This is a genomic window from Pseudomonas sp. KBS0707 (assembly GCF_005937945.2).
Classification (GTDB): domain Bacteria; phylum Pseudomonadota; class Gammaproteobacteria; order Pseudomonadales; family Pseudomonadaceae; genus Aquipseudomonas; species Aquipseudomonas amygdali.
On the sequence record NZ_CP041754.1, the window covers coordinates 3,756,561 to 3,774,077 of the forward strand.

Genomic DNA, 17,517 nt, shown 5'->3' on the forward strand with positions numbered 1-17,517 from the left:
GATCAGCCCTGTTTCGCAGGTGTGGAAGAGCCGCCCGGTGCCGCCTGGCCGCTGTCGCGCAGCGCCTTGGTGACTTCGGGCGGCATGTACTTCTCGTCATGTTTGGCCAGCACCTCATCGGCCACCACCACACCCTGCGCATTGAGCTTGCCTAACGCGACAATGCCCTGCCCTTCGCGGAACAGATCGGGAAGAATGCCGCGATAGGTGATGGTCACCGACTTGTTGAAATCGGTGACCACAAAACGCACATCCAGCGAGTCCGCCGAACGCTGCAATGAGCCCTTTTCCACCATGCCGCCAGCACGAATGCGCGTGTCCAGCGGTGCTTCGCCGTTGGCGATCTGGCTTGGAGTGTAGAACAGATTGATGTTTTCCTTCAGCGCACCGAGCGCCAGGGTCATGGCCAGCCCGACGCCAGCCAGCAGGGCGGCAATGATCAACAGACGTTTTTTGCGCAACGGGTTCACCAACGATTCTCCCGTTTCAGGCGACGCGCCTGTTGTTTCAGGAACCGCTGGCGCGCCACCAGCGGCATTGCCACGTTGATCAGCAACACCAACAGGCACAGACCGTAGGCCGACCAGACAAACAGCCCGTGGCGGCCCATGGCGAGAAAGTCGCTGAATGACGCGAAGTTCAAGACCTGCCCTCCGACGGTTCTGGCGTTTGCCCCAGGCTCCGCAGAACCTCGGCCTTGGCCCACTGGGTGCGCGACTCGCGACGCAGCACTTCAAGGCGCATACGCAAAAGCAATACAACGCCGAAGAAGCAGTAAAAACCCAACGCTGTGAACAGCAACGGCAGCCACATTTCGGCAGGCATGGCCGGTTTTTCCGTGAGGCTGAACGTCGCGCCCTGGTGCAGGGTATTCCACCACTCGACCGAATATTTGATGATCGGGATATTCACCACGCCGACGATGGCCAGCAGTGCACAGGCCTTGGCAGCGCTGGCGCGGTTGCTGATGGCATTGCCCAACGCGATCAGGCCGAAGTACAGAAACAGCAGAATCAGCATTGAGGTCAGGCGCGCGTCCCAGACCCACCACGCGCCCCAGGTCGGCTTGCCCCAGATCGCGCCCGTCGCCAGTGCCAGCGCGGTCATCCACGCGCCAATGGGTGCAGCGCATTGCAGCGCGACATCGGCCAGTTTGATTTTCCAGACCAGCCCGACCACGCCGCACAGGGCCAGCATGACGTAGCAGGACTGGGCGAGCATGGCGGCAGGCACATGGATATAAATGATCCGGAAGCTGTTGCCCTGCTGGTAATCCGGCGGCGCAAACGCCAGCCCCCAGATGATGCCGATGCCGAGCAGCAGTGCAGCGGACACACTCAGCCACGGCAGCAGACGTGCGCTGACGCGGTAAAACCCTTTCGGTGAGCCGAGTGTGTGCAGCCAGGCCCAACCGATGCTGCTTTTCATGGCGTTGCTTTTCATCAGGTGTATCCAGGGTGTTGACCGGCATCGAATTCTCGATCCCGGAACCTCAATTTATTCACCGACGCTGATTTTCAGGCCAGCGGCTATCGCAAAGGGGGTCAGGGTGATCGCCAGCGCGCTCAGGCAGCCCAGCCACAGCAGATAGCCAGTCGCTGGCATGCCTTGCAGCGCGGTTTGCAACGCACCGCTGCCCAGAATCAATACCGGGATGTACAGCGGCAGAATCAACAACGCCAGCAACAGGCCGCCGCGCTTCAAACCCACGGTCAGCGCCGCACCCACTGCCCCCAACAGACTGAGCACTGGCGTGCCCAATAGCAGCGACACCATCAACACCGGCAGGCACCGCACCGGCAGCCCCAGCATCAGCGCCAGCAAGGGCGACAACAATACCAGTGCCAGCCCGGAAAAAACCCAGTGAGCCAGTACTTTGCTCAAGACCAGAAGGGCCAGCGGGTGCGGCGAAAGGACCCACTGCTCCAGCGAGCCATCCTCGAAATCACTGCGAAACAGCCCGTCCAGCGACAGCAACACGGCCAGCAGTGCCGCGACCCAGACCAGCCCCGGTGACAAGGCTTGCAACAATTGCGTCTGCGGCCCCAGTGCCAGCGGGAACAAGGCGACCACTATCGCAAAGAACACCAGCGGGTTGGCAAGCTCTGCCGGACGCCTGGCCAGCAGGCGAAACTCACGGGCGATCAGCAGGGCAAAGACGTTGCTCATGCTGCCCACTGCCCCAGATCGATATCCCGATAGCCCGCAGGCAGGCGGCTCAGGGTGTGATGAGTGGTCATGATGATCATGCCGCCCTTTTCACAGTGCCCGGCGAGATGGTTTTCCAGTTGGGCAATGCCCTGGCGATCCAGCGCGGTGAACGGTTCATCGAGCAACCAGAGTGGCGGGCCTGGCAGATACAGACGCGCCAGCGCGACGCGACGCTGCTGCCCGGCCGACAAGGTGTGACACGGCACATCTTCGAAACCTGCCAGCCCGACCGCGTCGAGCGCATTGAAAATGGCATCGGCATCGGCCGGGTGATGAAGCGCACAGAGCCAGGAAAGATTCTCCAGCGGTGTCAGCAGGTCCTTGAGCGCCGACGCATGGCCAACCCACAACAGATTGAGCCCCGGCGCTGTCGGCTGGCGGCCCGCTGGCTGGCCGTTGAGCAGCACGTGCCCGGCCGTGGGTTGCATCAGCCCGCACAACAGGCGCAGCAGGCTGGTCTTGCCACTGCCATTGGGGCCGCTGACCTGCAGCATGTCCCCCGTGCGCACCTGCAGATCAAGGTTTTCGAACAGCATCCGCCCGTCCCGCTCACACGTCAGAGCCGTCGCTTGCAAAAATGGGGGGGCTGGGATCATCGGGCGTTTCCAGTGCTGGAGCGTCGCGAAATGTACCAAAACAGACACATACGCAGTAAAAGGCGGTTCAAGTCGGGGGTGATATGGCCGTTACATGAAGAGAAGTTAATGGCGGCTGGTCCGGTTTTGGCCGGTATTATACATGCGAGTCCTATTATCAAAGGGGCAATTTCCTCAGGTCGATATTTCAATGACAGGCGACATCACCAGCGTCCCGGCGACAATCCCTACCACAACACTGCTGCGCGCCGGCATCTCCCCTGCGCAGGTGCTGACCCTGCTGCAATCGGCGGATAATCTGATTCCCGAAGGCGAAACCGTCGACGCCGAAGTGCTGACCCTCAAGCAGGTCAACCAGAACTTCCAGTTGCTGCTGCGGCTGGTACTCGCCAATGGCAGCCTGACCAACCTGCAGGTCACCAGCAGCGTACCGTTCACGCCCGGCAGCCTGTTGCAAGTAGCGCAAGCGTCGCCCAACGAACTGACGCTGACGCTGCAACAGATCAACAGCGCACTGAAAAACTCGATGACCAGCATCGATACGCAACAATTGCCGGTCGGCACGCTGTTGCAGGGCAAGGTCATGACCAGCCAGGTGATCGCGCAGGCAGTCAATCAACTGGCCACGCAAAACCCGGGTGCCGCAACGCCCACTTATCGCTCCATCTTGATGCTGCTCAATACTGCGCTGGCGGGCTCCAGCCTGACCATCGAAAGCCCCCAGCCGCTAACGGTCGGCAGCCTGCTGAGCGCGCAGGTACAAGGCAACCAGGCGCTGAACTTCGTCGCCCTGCCCGGTCGTTTCGATCAACTGGCCGTGGCGCAGCAACTGGCCGCTCAGCAGAACCGCCAGGGCTCGCTGGATAACCTGATCAACGCCCTGCAAAACCTGCAGTCAGCCAATTCAACCGGTGCCAGCCCTGCCAGCAACTCTGGGATCAGCGCCCCGCTGCAAGCCGCCATCAGCCAGTTGCTGGACGACCTGCCCGACATTCAGCAGATGAGCACACCGAAAGGCGTAGCCCAGGCCCTCAATGCCAGCGGCGTGTTTCTGGAAGCAAAGCTGCTTGCCGGGCTCAATCCGGCTCAGGTTCCGGACATGAAAGCCAACCTGATGCGCCTGATTGCACAGATTCTGCCGGGGTTGCCGGACAACACCACTTACAGCGCCGCCGCTGCTTCCAACACCCTGGCGCGGGCCATGCCCAATGCGATTCGCAATGCCCTGGGCACCCTTGGGCTGGTTGCCGCACGCACCCAACCGAGCATCTTTCCGCTGCCGTCGCGCAACGTCAGCGGTGGCGAAAAAGAAGACGACCTGGAGATTCTGCTCAAGCTGGCTGCGGCGGCTGTTTCGCGCCTGCAAAGCCACCAGTTGGGCGGCCTGGAGCAGACCCGCACCAATGCCGACGGCACTCAGGTGACCACCTGGCAACTGGAAGTGCCAATGCGTAACGCGCATGACATCGTGCCCTTGCAGGTCAAGGTGCAGCGTGAAGACAAGCCGGATCAGGAAGCTGCCGAAGACCGTGACGATGTCGAGGTCAAGGAGACCCGGGAAAAGCTCTGGAAAGTCGATCTGGCATTCGACCTTGAGCCGTTGGGGCCGCTGCAGGTGCATGCGCAGTTGTTGCGCGGCACGCTGTCCAGTCAGCTGTGGGCCGAGCGGCCCGACAGCGCGGTCTTGATTGAACATGAATTGGGATATTTGCGCGAGCGGCTGATTGCCTGCGGCCTGGCAGTGGGCGAACTGGCCTGCAGCCACGGCGCACCGCCCAGCGGCCCGCGCACCGCCCTTGAACAACGCTGGATTGACGAGAACGCCTGATGTCCCTACCCGACCATGTCCCGCGCCAGGCTATTGCCCTGAGCTACGACGGCCAACAGGCCCCGACGCTCAGCGCCAAGGGCGACGACCAGCTGGCCGAGGCCATTCTGGCCATTGCCCGTGAATATGAAGTGCCGATCTACGAGAACGCCGAACTGGTCAAACTGCTGGCACGCATGGAACTGGGCGACAGCATCCCCGAGCCGCTCTACCGCACGATTGCCGAAATCATCGCGTTTGCCTGGCACCTGAAAGGCAAGTTTCCGGTGGGTCAGGACCCGGATGCGCCGCCGGTGGAGCGGGATATTACGCCGCGTCGATAAACGCGCAGGCACCATCGCGAAATAGTCTTGCAGTTGGTCTGCCAGAGGCATTGTTGAACGTCTGAACATCTAATCTTCGTGGTTACTGAAATCAAGAGTACTCCGTCGGAGGATTAATGATGAATCGTCATACAGCGCCGGTGCCGGCAGAACTCAATTACGGGAGCACCCAGGATGGCCTGATATCCATGATCCCGGTGCGCAGAGACCTGAAGTTTGACCTGCCGGCGGATCGCATTACCGACTGGCACAACCACTGCGTTCAGACAACGGTATTGCTCAATACTATGTCCATCGTAACGCCGCTGACGGAGCGCTACATCATCGAGAGCCTGCGCGAATATCGCGAGAGTATCGAAGATCCGGAGCTGATCGAGAAAATCGACGGTCTGGTGGCGCAAGAGGCCATCCACAGCCGTGAGCACCGACGCTACAACGCCTTGATTGAGGCAGCTGGGCTGCCCGTCGACCAAATCATCCGGGGATGGCAGACCTTGTACGGTATCACCCAAAAGCGCTGGGTTGCCCGATGGTTCAGGTTGGCGACGGTCATGATGCTCGAACATCACACCGCTGCCGCCTCGTCAAAACTGTTGAAAATGCCAGCCATTCTGCAGAGCAGCGTCGAAGGCTATCGAGACATGCTGACTTGGCATTCACTCGAGGAGCTCGAACACAAGTCGGTGTCCTTTGAGGTCTGGCAGCAGGTGATCACGCCAGGATGGCGGCAGTACGTGTACCGCACACTGACCACATTGGTTATAAGTCCACCCTTCTGGAGTGCCTTTTATATCTCACTGCTGCGGGTACTCTGTGCAAGCAGGCGGTCGGACAAAGCGCTGTCCGGCTACTGGCAGTTGTTCAAGATGATGTTTGGCGTCAGAGGCTTGATCTCCTCCAACGCCTGGGTATGGATTCAGTACCTGCTGCCAGGCTATCACCCTTGGAAGGACGACAACAGCGCTGCCCTGGCATCCGCCATGAGAAAGCTGGTCAGACGCCAGACCTCACCGTGAAGGAGGCTGTCGGCACGGTCACAACGCAATCGGCTTGCGCCCTGCAAACGAGTGCGCCAGGGTGCCGCCGTCGACCAGATCCAGCTCGCCACCCAATGGCACACCGTGAGCAATGCGCGACGCGACCAGGCCTTTTTCGTGGAGCAACTGGGCGATGTAATGCGCCGTCGCTTCGCCTTCCACCGTCGGGTTGGTGGCGAGGATCACCTCAGTGAAGGTGCCCTGCTGGCTGATACGCTCCATCAGTTGCGGAATGCCGATGGCTTCCGGTCCCAGGCCGTCGAGTGGCGACAGATGGCCCTTGAGCACAAAGTAGCGACCGCGATAACCGGTCTGCTCCACCGCGTAGACATCCGTCGGCCCTTCCACCACACACAGCAGCGTGTCATCACGGCGCGGGTCGGCGCATTGCGGGCAGAGCTCCTCTTCGGTGAGGGTGCGGCATGAGCGGCAATGACCAACGCCATCCATCGCCTGCCCCAAGGCCAGCGCCAGCCGTGAGCCGCCGCTGCGGTCGCGCTCCAGCAGCTGCAACGCCATGCGTTGAGCGGTTTTCTGACCGACGCCCGGCAGCACGCGGAAGGCATCGATCAACTGGCGAATCAGGGGGCTGAAGCTCATGGAGAAAAATCCGACAAAAACACAAGACGCGGTTTATACCCGCGCGTTGCTGTGAGCGTCAATTGAGGTGTTCGATACTGCGACCAACAGCGCCTACGTGATTAATGTGATCAACCCTTCAGCGCCGTCTCCAGAAACTCCGTCAGTGCCTGCACCCTGGCGCTGCGGTGCTTGCGCACGGGCACCAGCAGGTTGATCGGCGCGCTGGCCAGTTGCCAATCGGCCAACACCCTCACCAGCCTGCCGCTGGCAATGGCGTCGCTGACGTCCCACTGCGAGCGCAAGACGATGCCCAGCCCCTGCTCGGCCAGCGCCGGGCAACCGAGCCGTCGTTGCTGAGCAGCGCAGGCTCGATGCGCAGGGTCTTTTTCGCCTGGCCCTTGCTCAGGTGCCAGAGGGTCACGTCTTCATCGTTTTCGCGAATGCAGATGCAGCGATGACACGCCAGCTCGTCAGGCGTCGAAGGCACGCCGTGCTGCTCCAGATAAGCTGGGCTGGCGCACAGCCAGCGATGGTTGTGCGCCAGAGGTCTGGCGATCCACAGACTGTCATTGAGGCTGCCGATATGAATCACTGCGTCGCTGTCATGCCGATCAGGCCACGGCGTTTCGCGCAGGTCCAGGTGCAGGCACAACTGCGGATGCAGTTTGGCAAAGCGCGCCAGCAAAGGCGCAATGCGCTGGCGACCGTAACCAAACGGCGCTGCCAGACGCAGGGTGCCGACCAGTCGCTCATCGTGCTGCTTGAACGATTCCGGAAGCGCTTCAAGCTGTTCCAGCAGGTGCGCGCTTTCCTCTGCGAAACGCTCGCCATCGGCCGTCAGGCTCAGGCGTCTGGCGTCGCGATTGGCCAGGGTAATGCCCAACTGCGTCTCCAGCTTGCGCAAGCGCATCGACAGCGCGGGCGGCGAGACATTCAGGACTCTGGCCGCAGCACTGAGGGACTCGCAGCGCGATAGCGCCACGGCCAGACGCAGGTCTTCGATAGCGATCATTCAGCTCAGCTTAAGGATTGATGACAAGGCATTGAACCACAGCTTCATCACCCGTGAGTAGAGTGGCAGCCGTACCCAGTCACGCGAGCTCTGTCCATGTCTGCCCTCTTGTCTTCTCTCGATACGCCTGTCGCGTTGCTTGATGTGCCGCGTATGCAGCGCAATATCCAGCGCATGCAACACCGCATAAATGAGCTGGGTGTGCGTTTGCGTCCGCACGTGAAGACCAGCAAATGCCTGCCTGTGATTCAGGCGCAGATAGCTGCAGGTGCCAGCGGCGTGACGGTCTCGACCCTGAAGGAGGCCGAACACTGCTTTGCCGAGGGCATCAACGACGTGTTCTACGCCGTCGCCATCGCACCTGGCAAACTGGACCAGGCACTCAAACTGCGGCGCAACGGTTGCCGCCTGAGCATCCTGACCGACAGCGTGGTCGCTGCCCAGGCGATTGTCGCCTTCGGCCAGCGACATGATGAGAACTTTGATGTGTGGATCGAAATCGATTGCGACGGCCATCGTTCCGGGCTGACCATCGACGACCCTTCGCTCGTCGAAGTCGCGAGAACGCTGATCGAGGGCGGCATGCACCTGCGAGGGGTCATGACCCATGCCGGGTCCAGTTACGACCTCGACACCCCCGAAGCGCTGCAAGCCCTCGCCGAGCAGGAGCGCAGGCTTTGCGTCAGCGCCGCCGAGCGCATTCGGCAAGCGGGGCTGCCCTGCGCGGAAGTCAGCATCGGCTCGACGCCTACCGCGCTGTCGGCGCAGAGCCTGCAAGGCGTGACCGAAGTACGTGCCGGGGTCTATGTATTCTTCGATCTGGTGATGCACAACATCGGCGTGTGCCGCGCCGACGAACTGGCCCTGAGTGTGCTGACCACGGTCATCGGCCATCAGCAGGACGGCTGGATCATCGTTGACGCAGGCTGGATGGCCATGAGCCGGGATCGCGGCACCCAGCGCCAGCGTGAGGATTTCGGCTACGGCCAGGTGTGCAGCGAAACCGGCGAGTGGATCGACGGCGCGCGGGTGACGGGTGCCAATCAGGAGCATGGCATCATCACGCTCGCCACCGGCAGCCAGGCAGACATTACTGCGCGCTTCCCCATCGGCAGCCGGCTGCGCATTCTGCCCAACCACGCCTGTGCTACCGGTGCGCAGTTCCCGGACTACCACGCCTGCGATGCCGAAGGCGCAATTCAAACCTGGAGTCGCTTGCATGGCTGGTGATATCGAACTGATTCGCACACCCCTGGCCGCCGCGCCGGGCGGGCATTATTCCCAGGCAGTGTTGCATGAAGGCACGCTGCATGTTTCCGGGCAACTGCCGGTGCGCGCTGACGGCAGCCACAGCGTCGACGAGCCATTCGAGGTGCAGGCCGTTATTGCGCTGGACAACCTGGCTGCCATTCTTGAGGCAGCAGGATGCACGACCGATGACCTGCTGAAAGTGACCATTTACATCGCAGGCATCCAGCACTGGCAGGCCTTCGATCGCATTTATGCAGGCTATCTGGGCGACCATCGCCCGGCCCGCGCCGTGGTGCCGGTTCCAGAATTGCACCACGGCTACCTGATCGAGATCGAAGCCCTGGCGCGCACCGTACGATGAACACTATCGGGAGCACCTCATGACCCCGCAAAAAAGCGACGTTCTGATTATCGGCGGCGGCTTCATGGGCTCGTCATCAGCGTTTTTCCTGCGCCAGCACGGGCGCTCGGTAACTCTGCTGGAGCGCCACCAGATCGGCCAGTACGCCAGCGGCGTCAACTTCGGCAATGTGCGCCGCCAGGGCCGCTTTCTCGGCCAGCTGGAACTCTCCAATCGCTCCTGGGCGCTGTGGAAACGCCTGCCCGAACTGATCGGCGAAGACCTGGAGTTCATTCCAAGCGGCCATATGCGCGTGTGTTATCGCGAAGACGAAATCGCTGAACTGGAGGCCTATGCCGCCGCACCCGAAGCCCGCGAGCTGGATTTGCAGGTGATCAGGGGCAAGACGCTGCATGAGCGCTTCCCGTTTCTCGGCCCGGAGGTCAAAGGCGGCTCTTATGCGCCCCACGACGGGCACGCCAACCCGCGCCTGGCCGCACCCGCCTTCGCCCGTGCGGCGATTCGCGCCGGGGCAAGAATCGAAGAGCGCACCGAGGTGGCAGAGGTGCAGAAGGTCGGCGGCGAGTTTCACGTCAGCACCACCGACGGCCAATTGTTCGTCGCCGAGCAATTGCTGATCACCGCCGGGGCCTGGGCGGCCAGGCTGGCCGAGCAGTTCGGCGAGCCGGTTCCGCTGGAGCCCAACGGGCCGCAAATGTCAGTGACCGAACCGGTGCCCTACGCCCTGCCGACGGTGATCGGAGTGTTCACCAAAATCAAGGAAGAAGTGATCTATCTCCGCCAGATACCGCACGGCAACATCATCATCGGCGGTGGTAATCGCAACAAACCGGACATGCTCAATCGCCGCGCCTACTTCAAGCCGGAAAGCCTGATCAACCAGATGAAGCAGATGAAACGCCTGTTACCCGGCGCAGAGAAGCTGAACATCATCCGTGTCTGGAGCGGCATCGAGAGCTATACGCCGGATTCGCTGCCGATCATGGGCCGCAGTGGCAAGGTGGACGGCCTGTTCTACGCGTTTGGCTTCTGCGGCCACGGCTTTCAGCTCGGCCCCGGCGTCGGCGATGTCATGGCCGAGCTGATCAGCACCGGCAGCACGCGCACGCTGATCACCCCATTCGATATCCGCCGCTTTACTGACCCGACGGCCATCGAGATGCCGTTCACGTCCAGCCTGATGAGCACAGGCAAGCTCATATGAGCCGAAACGACCCACGGAGGCTCCATGCACGCGACCCCAGATACCCTCTATCGATATCGCCCGGTGACTGAGGCGGACATTCCTGCGGCCCATGCCCTCTCGGTACACCTCAAATGGCCGCACCGCCAAGAAGACTGGGCCATGGTGCAACGCACCTCCGAGGGTTTTGTCGCCGAACGTGACGGCCAACTGGTGGGCGTGGCATTCACCTGCCACCAGGGCGACTGGTCATCCATAGGTCTGGTGATTGTCAGCGATGAACATCAGGGCAAAGGCATCGGTCGCCGCCTGATGCATCTGTGCCTTGACGCAACCGCACCGCGCACACCGATCCTCAATGCCACGGAACTGGGCGCGCCGTTGTACCGGAGCCTTGGCTTTGTCGATTTTGCGCGGATCCAGCAGCATCAGGGCATTGCTGACCTGTCAGGGCTGGCGACACCGAGCGATGGTCTGCCGGTTCGGACGCTAGGTCCGGCCGACCATGCCGAACTGATCAGGCTGGCCAACTCAGGCAGCGGTCTGGATCGCACCGTCGTGCTGAATGACCTGTTGTCGCGCGATGCAGAACAGGCGGTGGGCATCGACCATGAAGGGCGCCTGACAGGCATCGCCCTGCTGCGCCGCTTCGGCCGCGGGCATATCATCGGCCCGCTGGTGGCCCGTGACGTGGGGCAGGCACGGCAGTTGATTGCCCATCTGCTGCAACGGATACCCGGCATGTTCGTGCGCTTCGACATTCTGGCTGATTGCGGCCTGGCGCCGTGGCTCGAAAGCCTGGGCCTGCCGTGTGTCGACAGGGCACCGCGCATGGTGCTCGGAACGCCACCGCCATCAAGCAAGGACGTGCAGCAGTTTGCGCTGGTGACCCAGGCCATAGGCTGAAATCAGCGCGGATAAAGCCCCGGAACAGGTCAGCAATGTTAGCGGGTTGCATACAGCAGATTATTCTTTGCAGCCCGGCAGATCGGCGCTTTTTATCCAGACCGCTTTGTTAGCTTATAGGCATATAACGGCCTGATATCAAACGGCCTGACCTCGCCCATTATCGCTCCAGGGAGCCCACTGGATGACCTCACAGTCCTTGAACAGCCATCGCGTTGATCCAGACACCGCGCAGAAATTCTATATCGATGGTCGCTGGTCGGCGCCGCTCAACCCGGCCAGCATTGCGGTAATCAACCCGGCGACCGAAGAAGTGGTGGCGCACGTGGCCAGTGGCTCGGCCGCTGACGTCGACCGCGCTGTTGCGGCGGCGCGGGCGGCCTTTGCGAGCTGGTCCGGCACCTCTGTGCACGCCCGGGCGGAGATAATCGGGCGCATCCACGAGCTTATCCTCGAGCGCAAGGAACAGCTGGCGCAGGCCATCTCGCTGGAAATGGGTGCAGCTATCAATTCTGCGCGGGCGATGCAAGTGCCACTTGCCGCGGAGCACGTTCGTGTTGCGCGTGACCTGCTGGCGACCTATCGCTTCAAGAGCGTCGAAAGCGGCACCGCGATTGAACGCGAACCCATCGGTGTGTGCGGGCTGATCACGCCGTGGAACTGGCCGCTGTATCAAATTACTGCAAAAGTCGCCCCGGCGATTGCCGCTGGCTGCACGGTGGTGCTCAAACCCAGCGAACTCTCGCCATTGAGCGCATTGCTGTTCGCGCAACTGGTGCATGACGCGGGCCTGCCGCCGGGAGTGTTCAACCTGGTCAATGGCAGCGGCCCTGAAGTGGGCGGCGCGATGGCTGCGCACCCTGACATCGACATGATCTCGATCACCGGGTCCAACCGTGCAGGCGCATTGGTGGCGCAGGCCGCCGCACCGACTGTGAAACGGGTAACTCAGGAACTGGGCGGTAAATCACCGAACATTCTGCTGCCCGACGCCGACTTCGCCAAAGCGGTGCCGCCCGGCGTGATGGCCGCGTTCCGCAACGTTGGCCAGTCGTGCAGCGCGCCGACCCGCATGATCGTGCCCAGGAACCGACTGGCGGAAGTTGAAGCGCTGGCAGCCGAGACGGCCAAGGCGATCATTGTGGGAGATCCGCAGCGGGAGGAAACGGTGCTGGGGCCGATCGCCAACGAGGCACAGTTTCACCGCGTACAGGCGATGATCGATGCCGGGCTGAGTGAAGGCGCGAAGCTGGTCTGCGGCGGGCCAGGCCGTGTACAAGGCCATGAGCAAGGCTTTTACACCCGGCCGACGGTATTTTCCGAAGTGGACTCGTCCATGCGTATCGCCCGGGAAGAAATATTTGGTCCGGTGCTGTGCCTGATTGCCTACGACACGGTTGATGAGGCCGTGGCGATTGCCAACGACACCGTTTACGGTCTGGGCGCGCATGTACAGGGGCAGGATCTTGAGCAGGCCCGTTCGGTGGCTTCGCGCATTCGTGCCGGACAAGTGCATCTGAACTACCCCGCCTGGAACCCGATGGCCCCGTTCGGCGGCTACAAGCGCTCGGGCAATGGCCGCGAGTATGGCGTGCATGGCTTTGAAGAGTATCTGGAGACCAAGGCTATTGTGGGGTTTGGTTGAGTGGCGCTGGTGCTGAAAGTCCGGAAAATGGGGCTCAGACTACGATGAGGATCGTTCCAACGCTCCGCGTGGGAATGCAGTTCGTGACGCTCTGCGTCACACAGCGGTTCTGTGGTTTCAGGTGGATTGACGGTCGACTCAGGTCACCTTTTCGCCCCTCGGCGAGTTACTTTGACGGGGCAAAGTAACCAAACCCCCTCGCTCCTGTTTCCGGCCCGACTTCGTCGGGTTCCTTCGCCCTGACACTGATCCGGGGGTCGCCGCAACGGGCCATCCATGGCCCGGTGCGGCTAGCCTGGCATCCTGCCAGGCTACCCCCGCATCAGCGCCAGGACTCAGCCGTCACTAACGTCGCACTCTGCGTCGACAGTGCCATCGCGGATGAAAAGCACTGCATTGGCAGCGACTGCGTGTAAGGCATGACATTGTTTCGTATCGAAGATTTGTGACGCAGAGCGTCACGAACTGCATACCTACGCAGAGCGCAGGCACGATAGTCACTAAAGCATGCGGTGCGAGCGTGAGAAATTACTTTGTCGCCGCTTTGGCCACATCAAGCCTGCGCAGGTGGCAGGTGACTTCTTCGCGGTCGTGGTAGAGCTGTTTGCAGCCGATCGACACCCGTACGCCACGCGCCTGAAAGCCTTCTTCGATACGGTCGAGCAAGCGGCGTACTTCGGCGTAGCGCTGTTTCATCGGCAGTTTGAGGTTGACCACTGCTTCGCGGCACAGGCCTTCACCCAGCCAGGTTTCCAGCAACGCGGCATTGCGCGCAGGCTTCTCGACGATGTCGCAGACCATCCAGTCCACCGGGTGCCGGGGTTTGTAGGTAAAACCGTCAGCCATCAAGTGCTGGACCAGCCCGGTATCCATCAGGCTTTCCGCCATCGGCCCGTTATCGATGGCCGTCACCAGCATGCCCCGGCGCACCAGTTGATACGTCCAGCCACCCGGTGCGGCGCCAAGGTCCACGCCGGTCATGTCGCCGGAAAGGCGTTCGTCCCACTGGTCTCTGGGGATGAAATGGTGCCATGCCTCTTCCAGCTTCAAGGTGGAACGGCTAGGCGCCTCGCGGGGAAACTTGAGGCGCGGGATGCCCATCGGCCACATGGCAGAGTTGTCCGCATCGGCCAGACCGAGAAACACTTCACGGCCACTCTTGAAGGTCAGTAACAGACGGGGCTTGCGCGGATCGTCAACCAGCTTGCCTGCCTGCATCAGAGCCTTGCGCAGCGGTGCCTCGAACTTCTTGCAGAAATTCGACAGCTCCTTGCCGTCGTTGGTATCCACGACCTCAAGCCACAGGCTGCCGCAGGCCGGAAACGCCGAAAGCTGCGCAAGGATCACACTGATGCGATCGGTTTCCGGCAACTCGAGAAACATCCCCCGCGCCCATTGCCGGGGAAAGATCAGCGCGTCGAAGCGCTGGCCATTCATCAATCGTTCGGCGCCATCCGCCTCGGTGCAGATGAATTCGGCACAGGCTGTATCGGGGCGTGCCTTGGCATACCCTGCAACGTCCAGGCACGCAGCGTGATCGGATATCTCCGAGCAGACTTCACCTTCAAAACCGGGTCTGCAATGCATAAACAGTGTATTCATGGGTTACTCCTGGGCAGTGGGCACTCGGGCGTAACCCCGCAGACTTGAAAGCCGCGCATGATAGCCCAATCCAGGAACCACTGGTGCTGCACAACAGTCCACAGCAGTTGAAGCCTGATGCGGCGCTCCCGACCTGATGCACATGGAGCCCGTGAACCGATGTTCGGAGAACAATCCAGAAAGGAGACATTCATGCCCTCCCTCGATAGCCTGAAGAGCCTGAAAACGCTCGAAATCGACAACAAGACCTACCATTATTTCAGCCTGCCGGAAGCTGCCCGCTCCCTTGGCGACCTCGACAAGCTGCCCATGTCACTCAAAGTGCTGCTGGAAAACCTGCTGCGTTGGGAGGACAACAAGACCGTCACTGGCAACGACCTCAAGGCTATTGCCGACTGGCTGACCGAGCGCCGTTCGGACCGGGAAATTCAATACCGCCCTGCCCGCGTGCTGATGCAGGACTTCACCGGTGTGCCGGCAGTGGTCGATCTGGCCGCCATGCGCGCTGCCGTGGCCAAGGCTGGCGGTGACCCGCAACGCATCAACCCGCTGTCCCCGGTGGACCTGGTCATCGACCACTCGGTGATGGTCGACAAGTTTGGCAACGCCGAAGCGTTCGGCGAGAACGTCGACATCGAGATGCAGCGCAACGGTGAGCGCTACGCGTTCCTGCGCTGGGGTCAGAGCGCTTTCGACAACTTCAGCGTAGTGCCGCCCGGCACCGGCATTTGCCATCAGGTGAACCTCGAATACCTGGGCCGCACTGTGTGGACGAAGGAGGAAGACGGCCGCACTTACGCGTTCCCCGACACGCTGGTCGGTACCGACTCGCACACCACGATGATCAATGGCTTGGGCGTACTGGGCTGGGGCGTGGGGGGGATCGAAGCCGAGGCGGCGATGCTTGGCCAGCCAGTGTCGATGCTGATCCCGGAAGTCATCGGTTTCAGGCTGACCGGCAAATTGAAGGAAGGCATCACCGCCACTGATCTGGTGCTGACCGTCACCCAGATGCTGCGCAAGAAAGGTGTGGTCGGCAAGTTTGTCGAGTTCTACGGCGACGGCCTGGCTGATCTGCCACTGGCAGACCGGGCGACCATTGCCAACATGGCACCGGAATACGGCGCGACCTGTGGTTTCTTCCCGGTCGATGAGGTGACGCTGGACTACCTGCGTCTGTCCGGTCGTCCTGACGAGACCGTCAAGCTGGTCGAGGCGTATTGCAAGGCTCAGGGCCTGTGGCGTCTGGCAGGTCAGGAACCGGTGTTCAGCGACAGTCTGGAACTGGACATGAGTACCGTGGAAGCCAGCCTTGCAGGCCCCAAACGTCCTCAAGACCGTGTCGCGCTGCCGAATGTATCCAAGGCATTCAGCGACTTTCTCGGTTTGCAGGTCAAGCCCGCCAAGGTCGACGAAGGTCGTCTGGAAAGCGAAGGCGGCGGCGGTGTCGCGGTGGGCAACGAGGCTCAGGTCAGCGGTGAAACCCAGTATGAGTACAACGGCCAGACCTATAACCTGAAGGACGGTGCCGTGGTCATCGCGGCGATCACCTCCTGCACCAACACCTCAAACCCCAGCGTCATGATGGCCGCCGGGCTGGTGGCAAAAAAAGCTGTCGAGAAAGGCCTGAAGCGCAAGCCCTGGGTGAAAAGCTCGCTGGCACCCGGTTCGAAAGTCGTGACCGACTATTACAACGCGGCAGGTCTGACCCAATACCTCGACGCCCTGGGCTTCGATCTGGTGGGTTACGGCTGCACCACCTGTATCGGTAACTCCGGCCCACTGCTGGAGCCTATCGAAAAAGCCATTCAGCAATCCGACCTGACAGTGGCCTCGGTGCTCTCGGGCAACCGCAACTTCGAGGGTCGCGTCCATCCGCTGGTCAAGACCAACTGGCTGGCATCGCCGCCTCTGGTGGTCGCCTACGCACTGGCAGGCTCGGTGCGCATCGACATCAGCAGCGAGCCACTGGGCGAAGGATCGGACGGGAAACCGGTTTACCTGCGCGATATCTGGCCAAGCCAGCAGGAAATTGCCGATGCGGTGGCCAGCGTCAACACCGGTATGTTCCACAAGGAATACGCCGAAGTGTTTGCCGGTGACGAACAATGGCAAGCCATTGAAGTGCCACAGGCCGCCACTTATGTCTGGCAGGACGACTCCACGTACATTCAGCACCCGCCGTTCTTCGAAGACATCGGTGGTCCATTACCGGTTATCGAAGACGTGGAAAACGCGCGCATCCTCGCCTTGCTGGGCGACTCGGTGACCACCGACCACATCTCCCCTGCCGGGAATATCAAGGTCGACAGCCCCGCCGGACGCTACCTTCAGGAAAAAGGCGTCAAGTATCAGGACTTCAACTCCTACGGCTCACGCCGCGGTAACCACGAAGTGATGATGCGCGGCACTTTCGCCAATATCCGCATTCGCAACGAAATGCTCGGCGGTGAGGAAGGCGGTAACACGTTGCATGTGCCCTCCGGCGAGAAGCTGGCGATATACGATGCAGCCATGCGCTACCAGGCAGAAAATACGCCGCTGGTGATCATCGCGGGGCTGGAATACGGCACTGGCTCCAGTCGCGACTGGGCGGCCAAGCGTACTAATCTGTTAGGCGTCAAGGCTGTCATCGCCGAAAGCTTCGAACGGATTCACCGCTCGAATCTGGTCGGTATGGGCGTGCTGCCTTTGCAGTTCAAGAACGGCCAGACGCGCAAGACACTGGGCCTGACCGGCAAGGAAACGCTGAAAATCACCGGACTGACCAACGCCGACGTGCAACCGGGCATGAGCCTGACTCTGCATATCAACCGCCAGGACGGCAGCAAGGAAACCGTTGACGTGCTGTGCCGCATCGACACGCTTAACGAGGTGGAATACTTCAAGGCGGGGGGCATTCTGCATTACGTGTTGCGACAGCTGATCGCTTCCTGACACGCATTGCCTGACACGCAGCCTGCCCCAGCTTAGGGGTCAG

At 61.4% G+C, this 17,517-nt stretch carries 16 protein-coding genes and 1 pseudogene; 9 read left to right on the forward strand and 8 right to left on the reverse strand.

Annotation, left to right across the window (positions count from 1 at the left end):
• Nucleotides 1-2: 2 nt before the first annotated feature.
• Genes ccmE through ccmA form a run of 5 tightly spaced genes read right to left on the reverse strand, consistent with a single transcriptional unit; the run spans nt 3 to nt 2,807 of the window.
• Nucleotides 3-470: a cytochrome c maturation protein CcmE gene (gene ccmE, locus FFH21_RS17615; RefSeq protein WP_004665810.1), complete on the reverse strand. Its 468-nt coding sequence runs from the start codon at nt 468-470 to the stop codon at nt 3-5.
• A complete protein-coding gene (gene ccmD, locus FFH21_RS17620) occupies nt 467-643 on the reverse strand; it encodes a heme exporter protein CcmD (protein WP_002554222.1) in 177 nt (58 codons plus the stop codon). Before ccmD ends, ccmE begins: the two co-directional genes overlap by 4 nt.
• A complete protein-coding gene (locus FFH21_RS17625) occupies nt 640-1,443 on the reverse strand; it encodes a heme ABC transporter permease (RefSeq protein ID WP_004657098.1) in 804 nt (267 codons plus the stop codon). The genes ccmD and FFH21_RS17625 overlap by 4 nt, the downstream gene beginning before the upstream one ends.
• Nucleotides 1,444-1,497: 54 nt before the next feature.
• Entirely contained in the window at nt 1,498-2,169 is a 672-nt protein-coding gene (gene ccmB / locus FFH21_RS17630; protein WP_004657100.1) for a heme exporter protein CcmB, read from the reverse strand.
• Nucleotides 2,166-2,807, reverse strand: a complete 642-nt coding sequence (gene ccmA, locus FFH21_RS17635) for a cytochrome c biogenesis heme-transporting ATPase CcmA (protein ID WP_011169058.1) — start codon at nt 2,805-2,807, stop codon at nt 2,166-2,168. The genes ccmB and ccmA overlap by 4 nt, the downstream gene beginning before the upstream one ends.
• A gap of 190 nt (nt 2,808-2,997) precedes the next feature.
• Here ccmA and FFH21_RS17640 point away from each other — a divergent pair, with 190 nt between their 5' ends.
• From FFH21_RS17640 to FFH21_RS17650, 3 genes are all read left to right on the forward strand, one after another.
• Nucleotides 2,998-4,635: a flagellar hook-length control protein FliK gene (locus FFH21_RS17640; protein ID WP_011169059.1), complete on the forward strand. Its 1,638-nt coding sequence runs from the start codon at nt 2,998-3,000 to the stop codon at nt 4,633-4,635.
• Entirely contained in the window at nt 4,635-4,958 is a 324-nt protein-coding gene (locus FFH21_RS17645; protein WP_002554226.1) for an EscU/YscU/HrcU family type III secretion system export apparatus switch protein, read from the forward strand. The genes FFH21_RS17640 and FFH21_RS17645 overlap by 1 nt, the downstream gene beginning before the upstream one ends.
• 188 nt (nt 4,959-5,146) lie before the next feature.
• On the forward strand, nt 5,147-5,974 hold the full coding sequence (locus FFH21_RS17650; RefSeq protein WP_041924827.1) for a metal-dependent hydrolase: 828 nt from the start codon (nt 5,147-5,149) through the stop codon (nt 5,972-5,974).
• A gap of 18 nt (nt 5,975-5,992) precedes the next feature.
• On the opposite strand, the gene recR is transcribed toward FFH21_RS17650, so the two are convergent.
• Together recR and FFH21_RS17660 are read right to left on the reverse strand one after the other, a co-directional pair.
• On the reverse strand, nt 5,993-6,595 hold the full coding sequence (gene recR / locus FFH21_RS17655; RefSeq protein WP_002554228.1) for a recombination mediator RecR: 603 nt from the start codon (nt 6,593-6,595) through the stop codon (nt 5,993-5,995).
• A gap of 110 nt (nt 6,596-6,705) precedes the next feature.
• A pseudogene (locus tag FFH21_RS17660) lies at nt 6,706-7,589 on the reverse strand (LysR family transcriptional regulator).
• Between the two features lie 96 nt (nt 7,590-7,685).
• Here FFH21_RS17660 and FFH21_RS17665 point away from each other — a divergent pair.
• From FFH21_RS17665 to FFH21_RS17685, 5 genes are all read left to right on the forward strand, one after another.
• On the forward strand, nt 7,686-8,819 hold the full coding sequence (locus FFH21_RS17665) for a DSD1 family PLP-dependent enzyme (RefSeq protein WP_011169061.1): 1,134 nt from the start codon (nt 7,686-7,688) through the stop codon (nt 8,817-8,819).
• The gene (locus FFH21_RS17670) at nt 8,809-9,201 is read left to right on the forward strand and encodes a RidA family protein (RefSeq protein ID WP_004657118.1); all 393 of its coding nucleotides are present in this window, start codon (nt 8,809-8,811) and stop codon (nt 9,199-9,201) included. Before FFH21_RS17665 ends, FFH21_RS17670 begins: the two co-directional genes overlap by 11 nt.
• A 19-nt stretch (nt 9,202-9,220) precedes the next feature.
• Complete coding sequence (locus FFH21_RS17675) at nt 9,221-10,405, forward strand: FAD-binding oxidoreductase (protein WP_011169062.1); 1,185 nt, start codon at nt 9,221-9,223, stop codon at nt 10,403-10,405.
• A gap of 24 nt (nt 10,406-10,429) precedes the next feature.
• Entirely contained in the window at nt 10,430-11,290 is an 861-nt protein-coding gene (locus FFH21_RS17680; protein ID WP_004665821.1) for a GNAT family N-acetyltransferase, read from the forward strand.
• A gap of 184 nt (nt 11,291-11,474) precedes the next feature.
• Entirely contained in the window at nt 11,475-12,935 is a 1,461-nt protein-coding gene (locus tag FFH21_RS17685; RefSeq protein WP_011169063.1) for an aldehyde dehydrogenase family protein, read from the forward strand.
• Between the two features lie 528 nt (nt 12,936-13,463).
• Here the strand turns inward: FFH21_RS17685 and rlmM are convergent.
• Nucleotides 13,464-14,537, reverse strand: a complete 1,074-nt coding sequence (gene rlmM / locus FFH21_RS17695; protein ID WP_011169064.1) for a 23S rRNA (cytidine(2498)-2'-O)-methyltransferase RlmM — start codon at nt 14,535-14,537, stop codon at nt 13,464-13,466.
• 192 nt (nt 14,538-14,729) lie between these two features.
• Here rlmM and acnA point away from each other — a divergent pair, with 192 nt between their 5' ends.
• A complete protein-coding gene (gene acnA, locus FFH21_RS17700) occupies nt 14,730-17,474 on the forward strand; it encodes an aconitate hydratase AcnA (protein WP_011169065.1) in 2,745 nt (914 codons plus the stop codon).
• The last annotated feature ends 43 nt before the right edge of the window (nt 17,475-17,517 follow it).

Excerpts from the sequence above, each read along its gene's own strand:
- FFH21_RS17625 (WP_004657098.1), bottom strand. The coding sequence starts at position 1,443 with ATGAAAAGCAACGCCATGAAAAGCAGCATCGGTTGGGCCTGGCTGCAC.
- ccmB (WP_004657100.1), bottom strand. The coding sequence starts at position 2,169 with ATGAGCAACGTCTTTGCCCTGCTGATCGCCCGTGAGTTTCGCCTGCTG.
- ccmA (WP_011169058.1), bottom strand. The coding sequence starts at position 2,807 with ATGATCCCAGCCCCCCCATTTTTGCAAGCGACGGCTCTGACGTGTGAG.
- FFH21_RS17640 (WP_011169059.1), top strand. The coding sequence starts at position 2,998 with ATGACAGGCGACATCACCAGCGTCCCGGCGACAATCCCTACCACAACA.
- FFH21_RS17645 (WP_002554226.1), top strand. The coding sequence starts at position 4,635 with ATGTCCCTACCCGACCATGTCCCGCGCCAGGCTATTGCCCTGAGCTAC.
- FFH21_RS17650 (WP_041924827.1), top strand. The coding sequence starts at position 5,147 with ATGATCCCGGTGCGCAGAGACCTGAAGTTTGACCTGCCGGCGGATCGC.
- recR (WP_002554228.1), bottom strand. The coding sequence starts at position 6,595 with ATGAGCTTCAGCCCCCTGATTCGCCAGTTGATCGATGCCTTCCGCGTG.
- FFH21_RS17665 (WP_011169061.1), top strand. The coding sequence starts at position 7,686 with ATGTCTGCCCTCTTGTCTTCTCTCGATACGCCTGTCGCGTTGCTTGAT.
- FFH21_RS17670 (WP_004657118.1), top strand. The coding sequence starts at position 8,809 with ATGGCTGGTGATATCGAACTGATTCGCACACCCCTGGCCGCCGCGCCG.
- FFH21_RS17675 (WP_011169062.1), top strand. The coding sequence starts at position 9,221 with ATGACCCCGCAAAAAAGCGACGTTCTGATTATCGGCGGCGGCTTCATG.
- FFH21_RS17680 (WP_004665821.1), top strand. The coding sequence starts at position 10,430 with ATGCACGCGACCCCAGATACCCTCTATCGATATCGCCCGGTGACTGAG.
- FFH21_RS17685 (WP_011169063.1), top strand. The coding sequence starts at position 11,475 with ATGACCTCACAGTCCTTGAACAGCCATCGCGTTGATCCAGACACCGCG.
- rlmM (WP_011169064.1), bottom strand. The coding sequence starts at position 14,537 with ATGAATACACTGTTTATGCATTGCAGACCCGGTTTTGAAGGTGAAGTC.
- acnA (WP_011169065.1), top strand. The coding sequence starts at position 14,730 with ATGCCCTCCCTCGATAGCCTGAAGAGCCTGAAAACGCTCGAAATCGAC.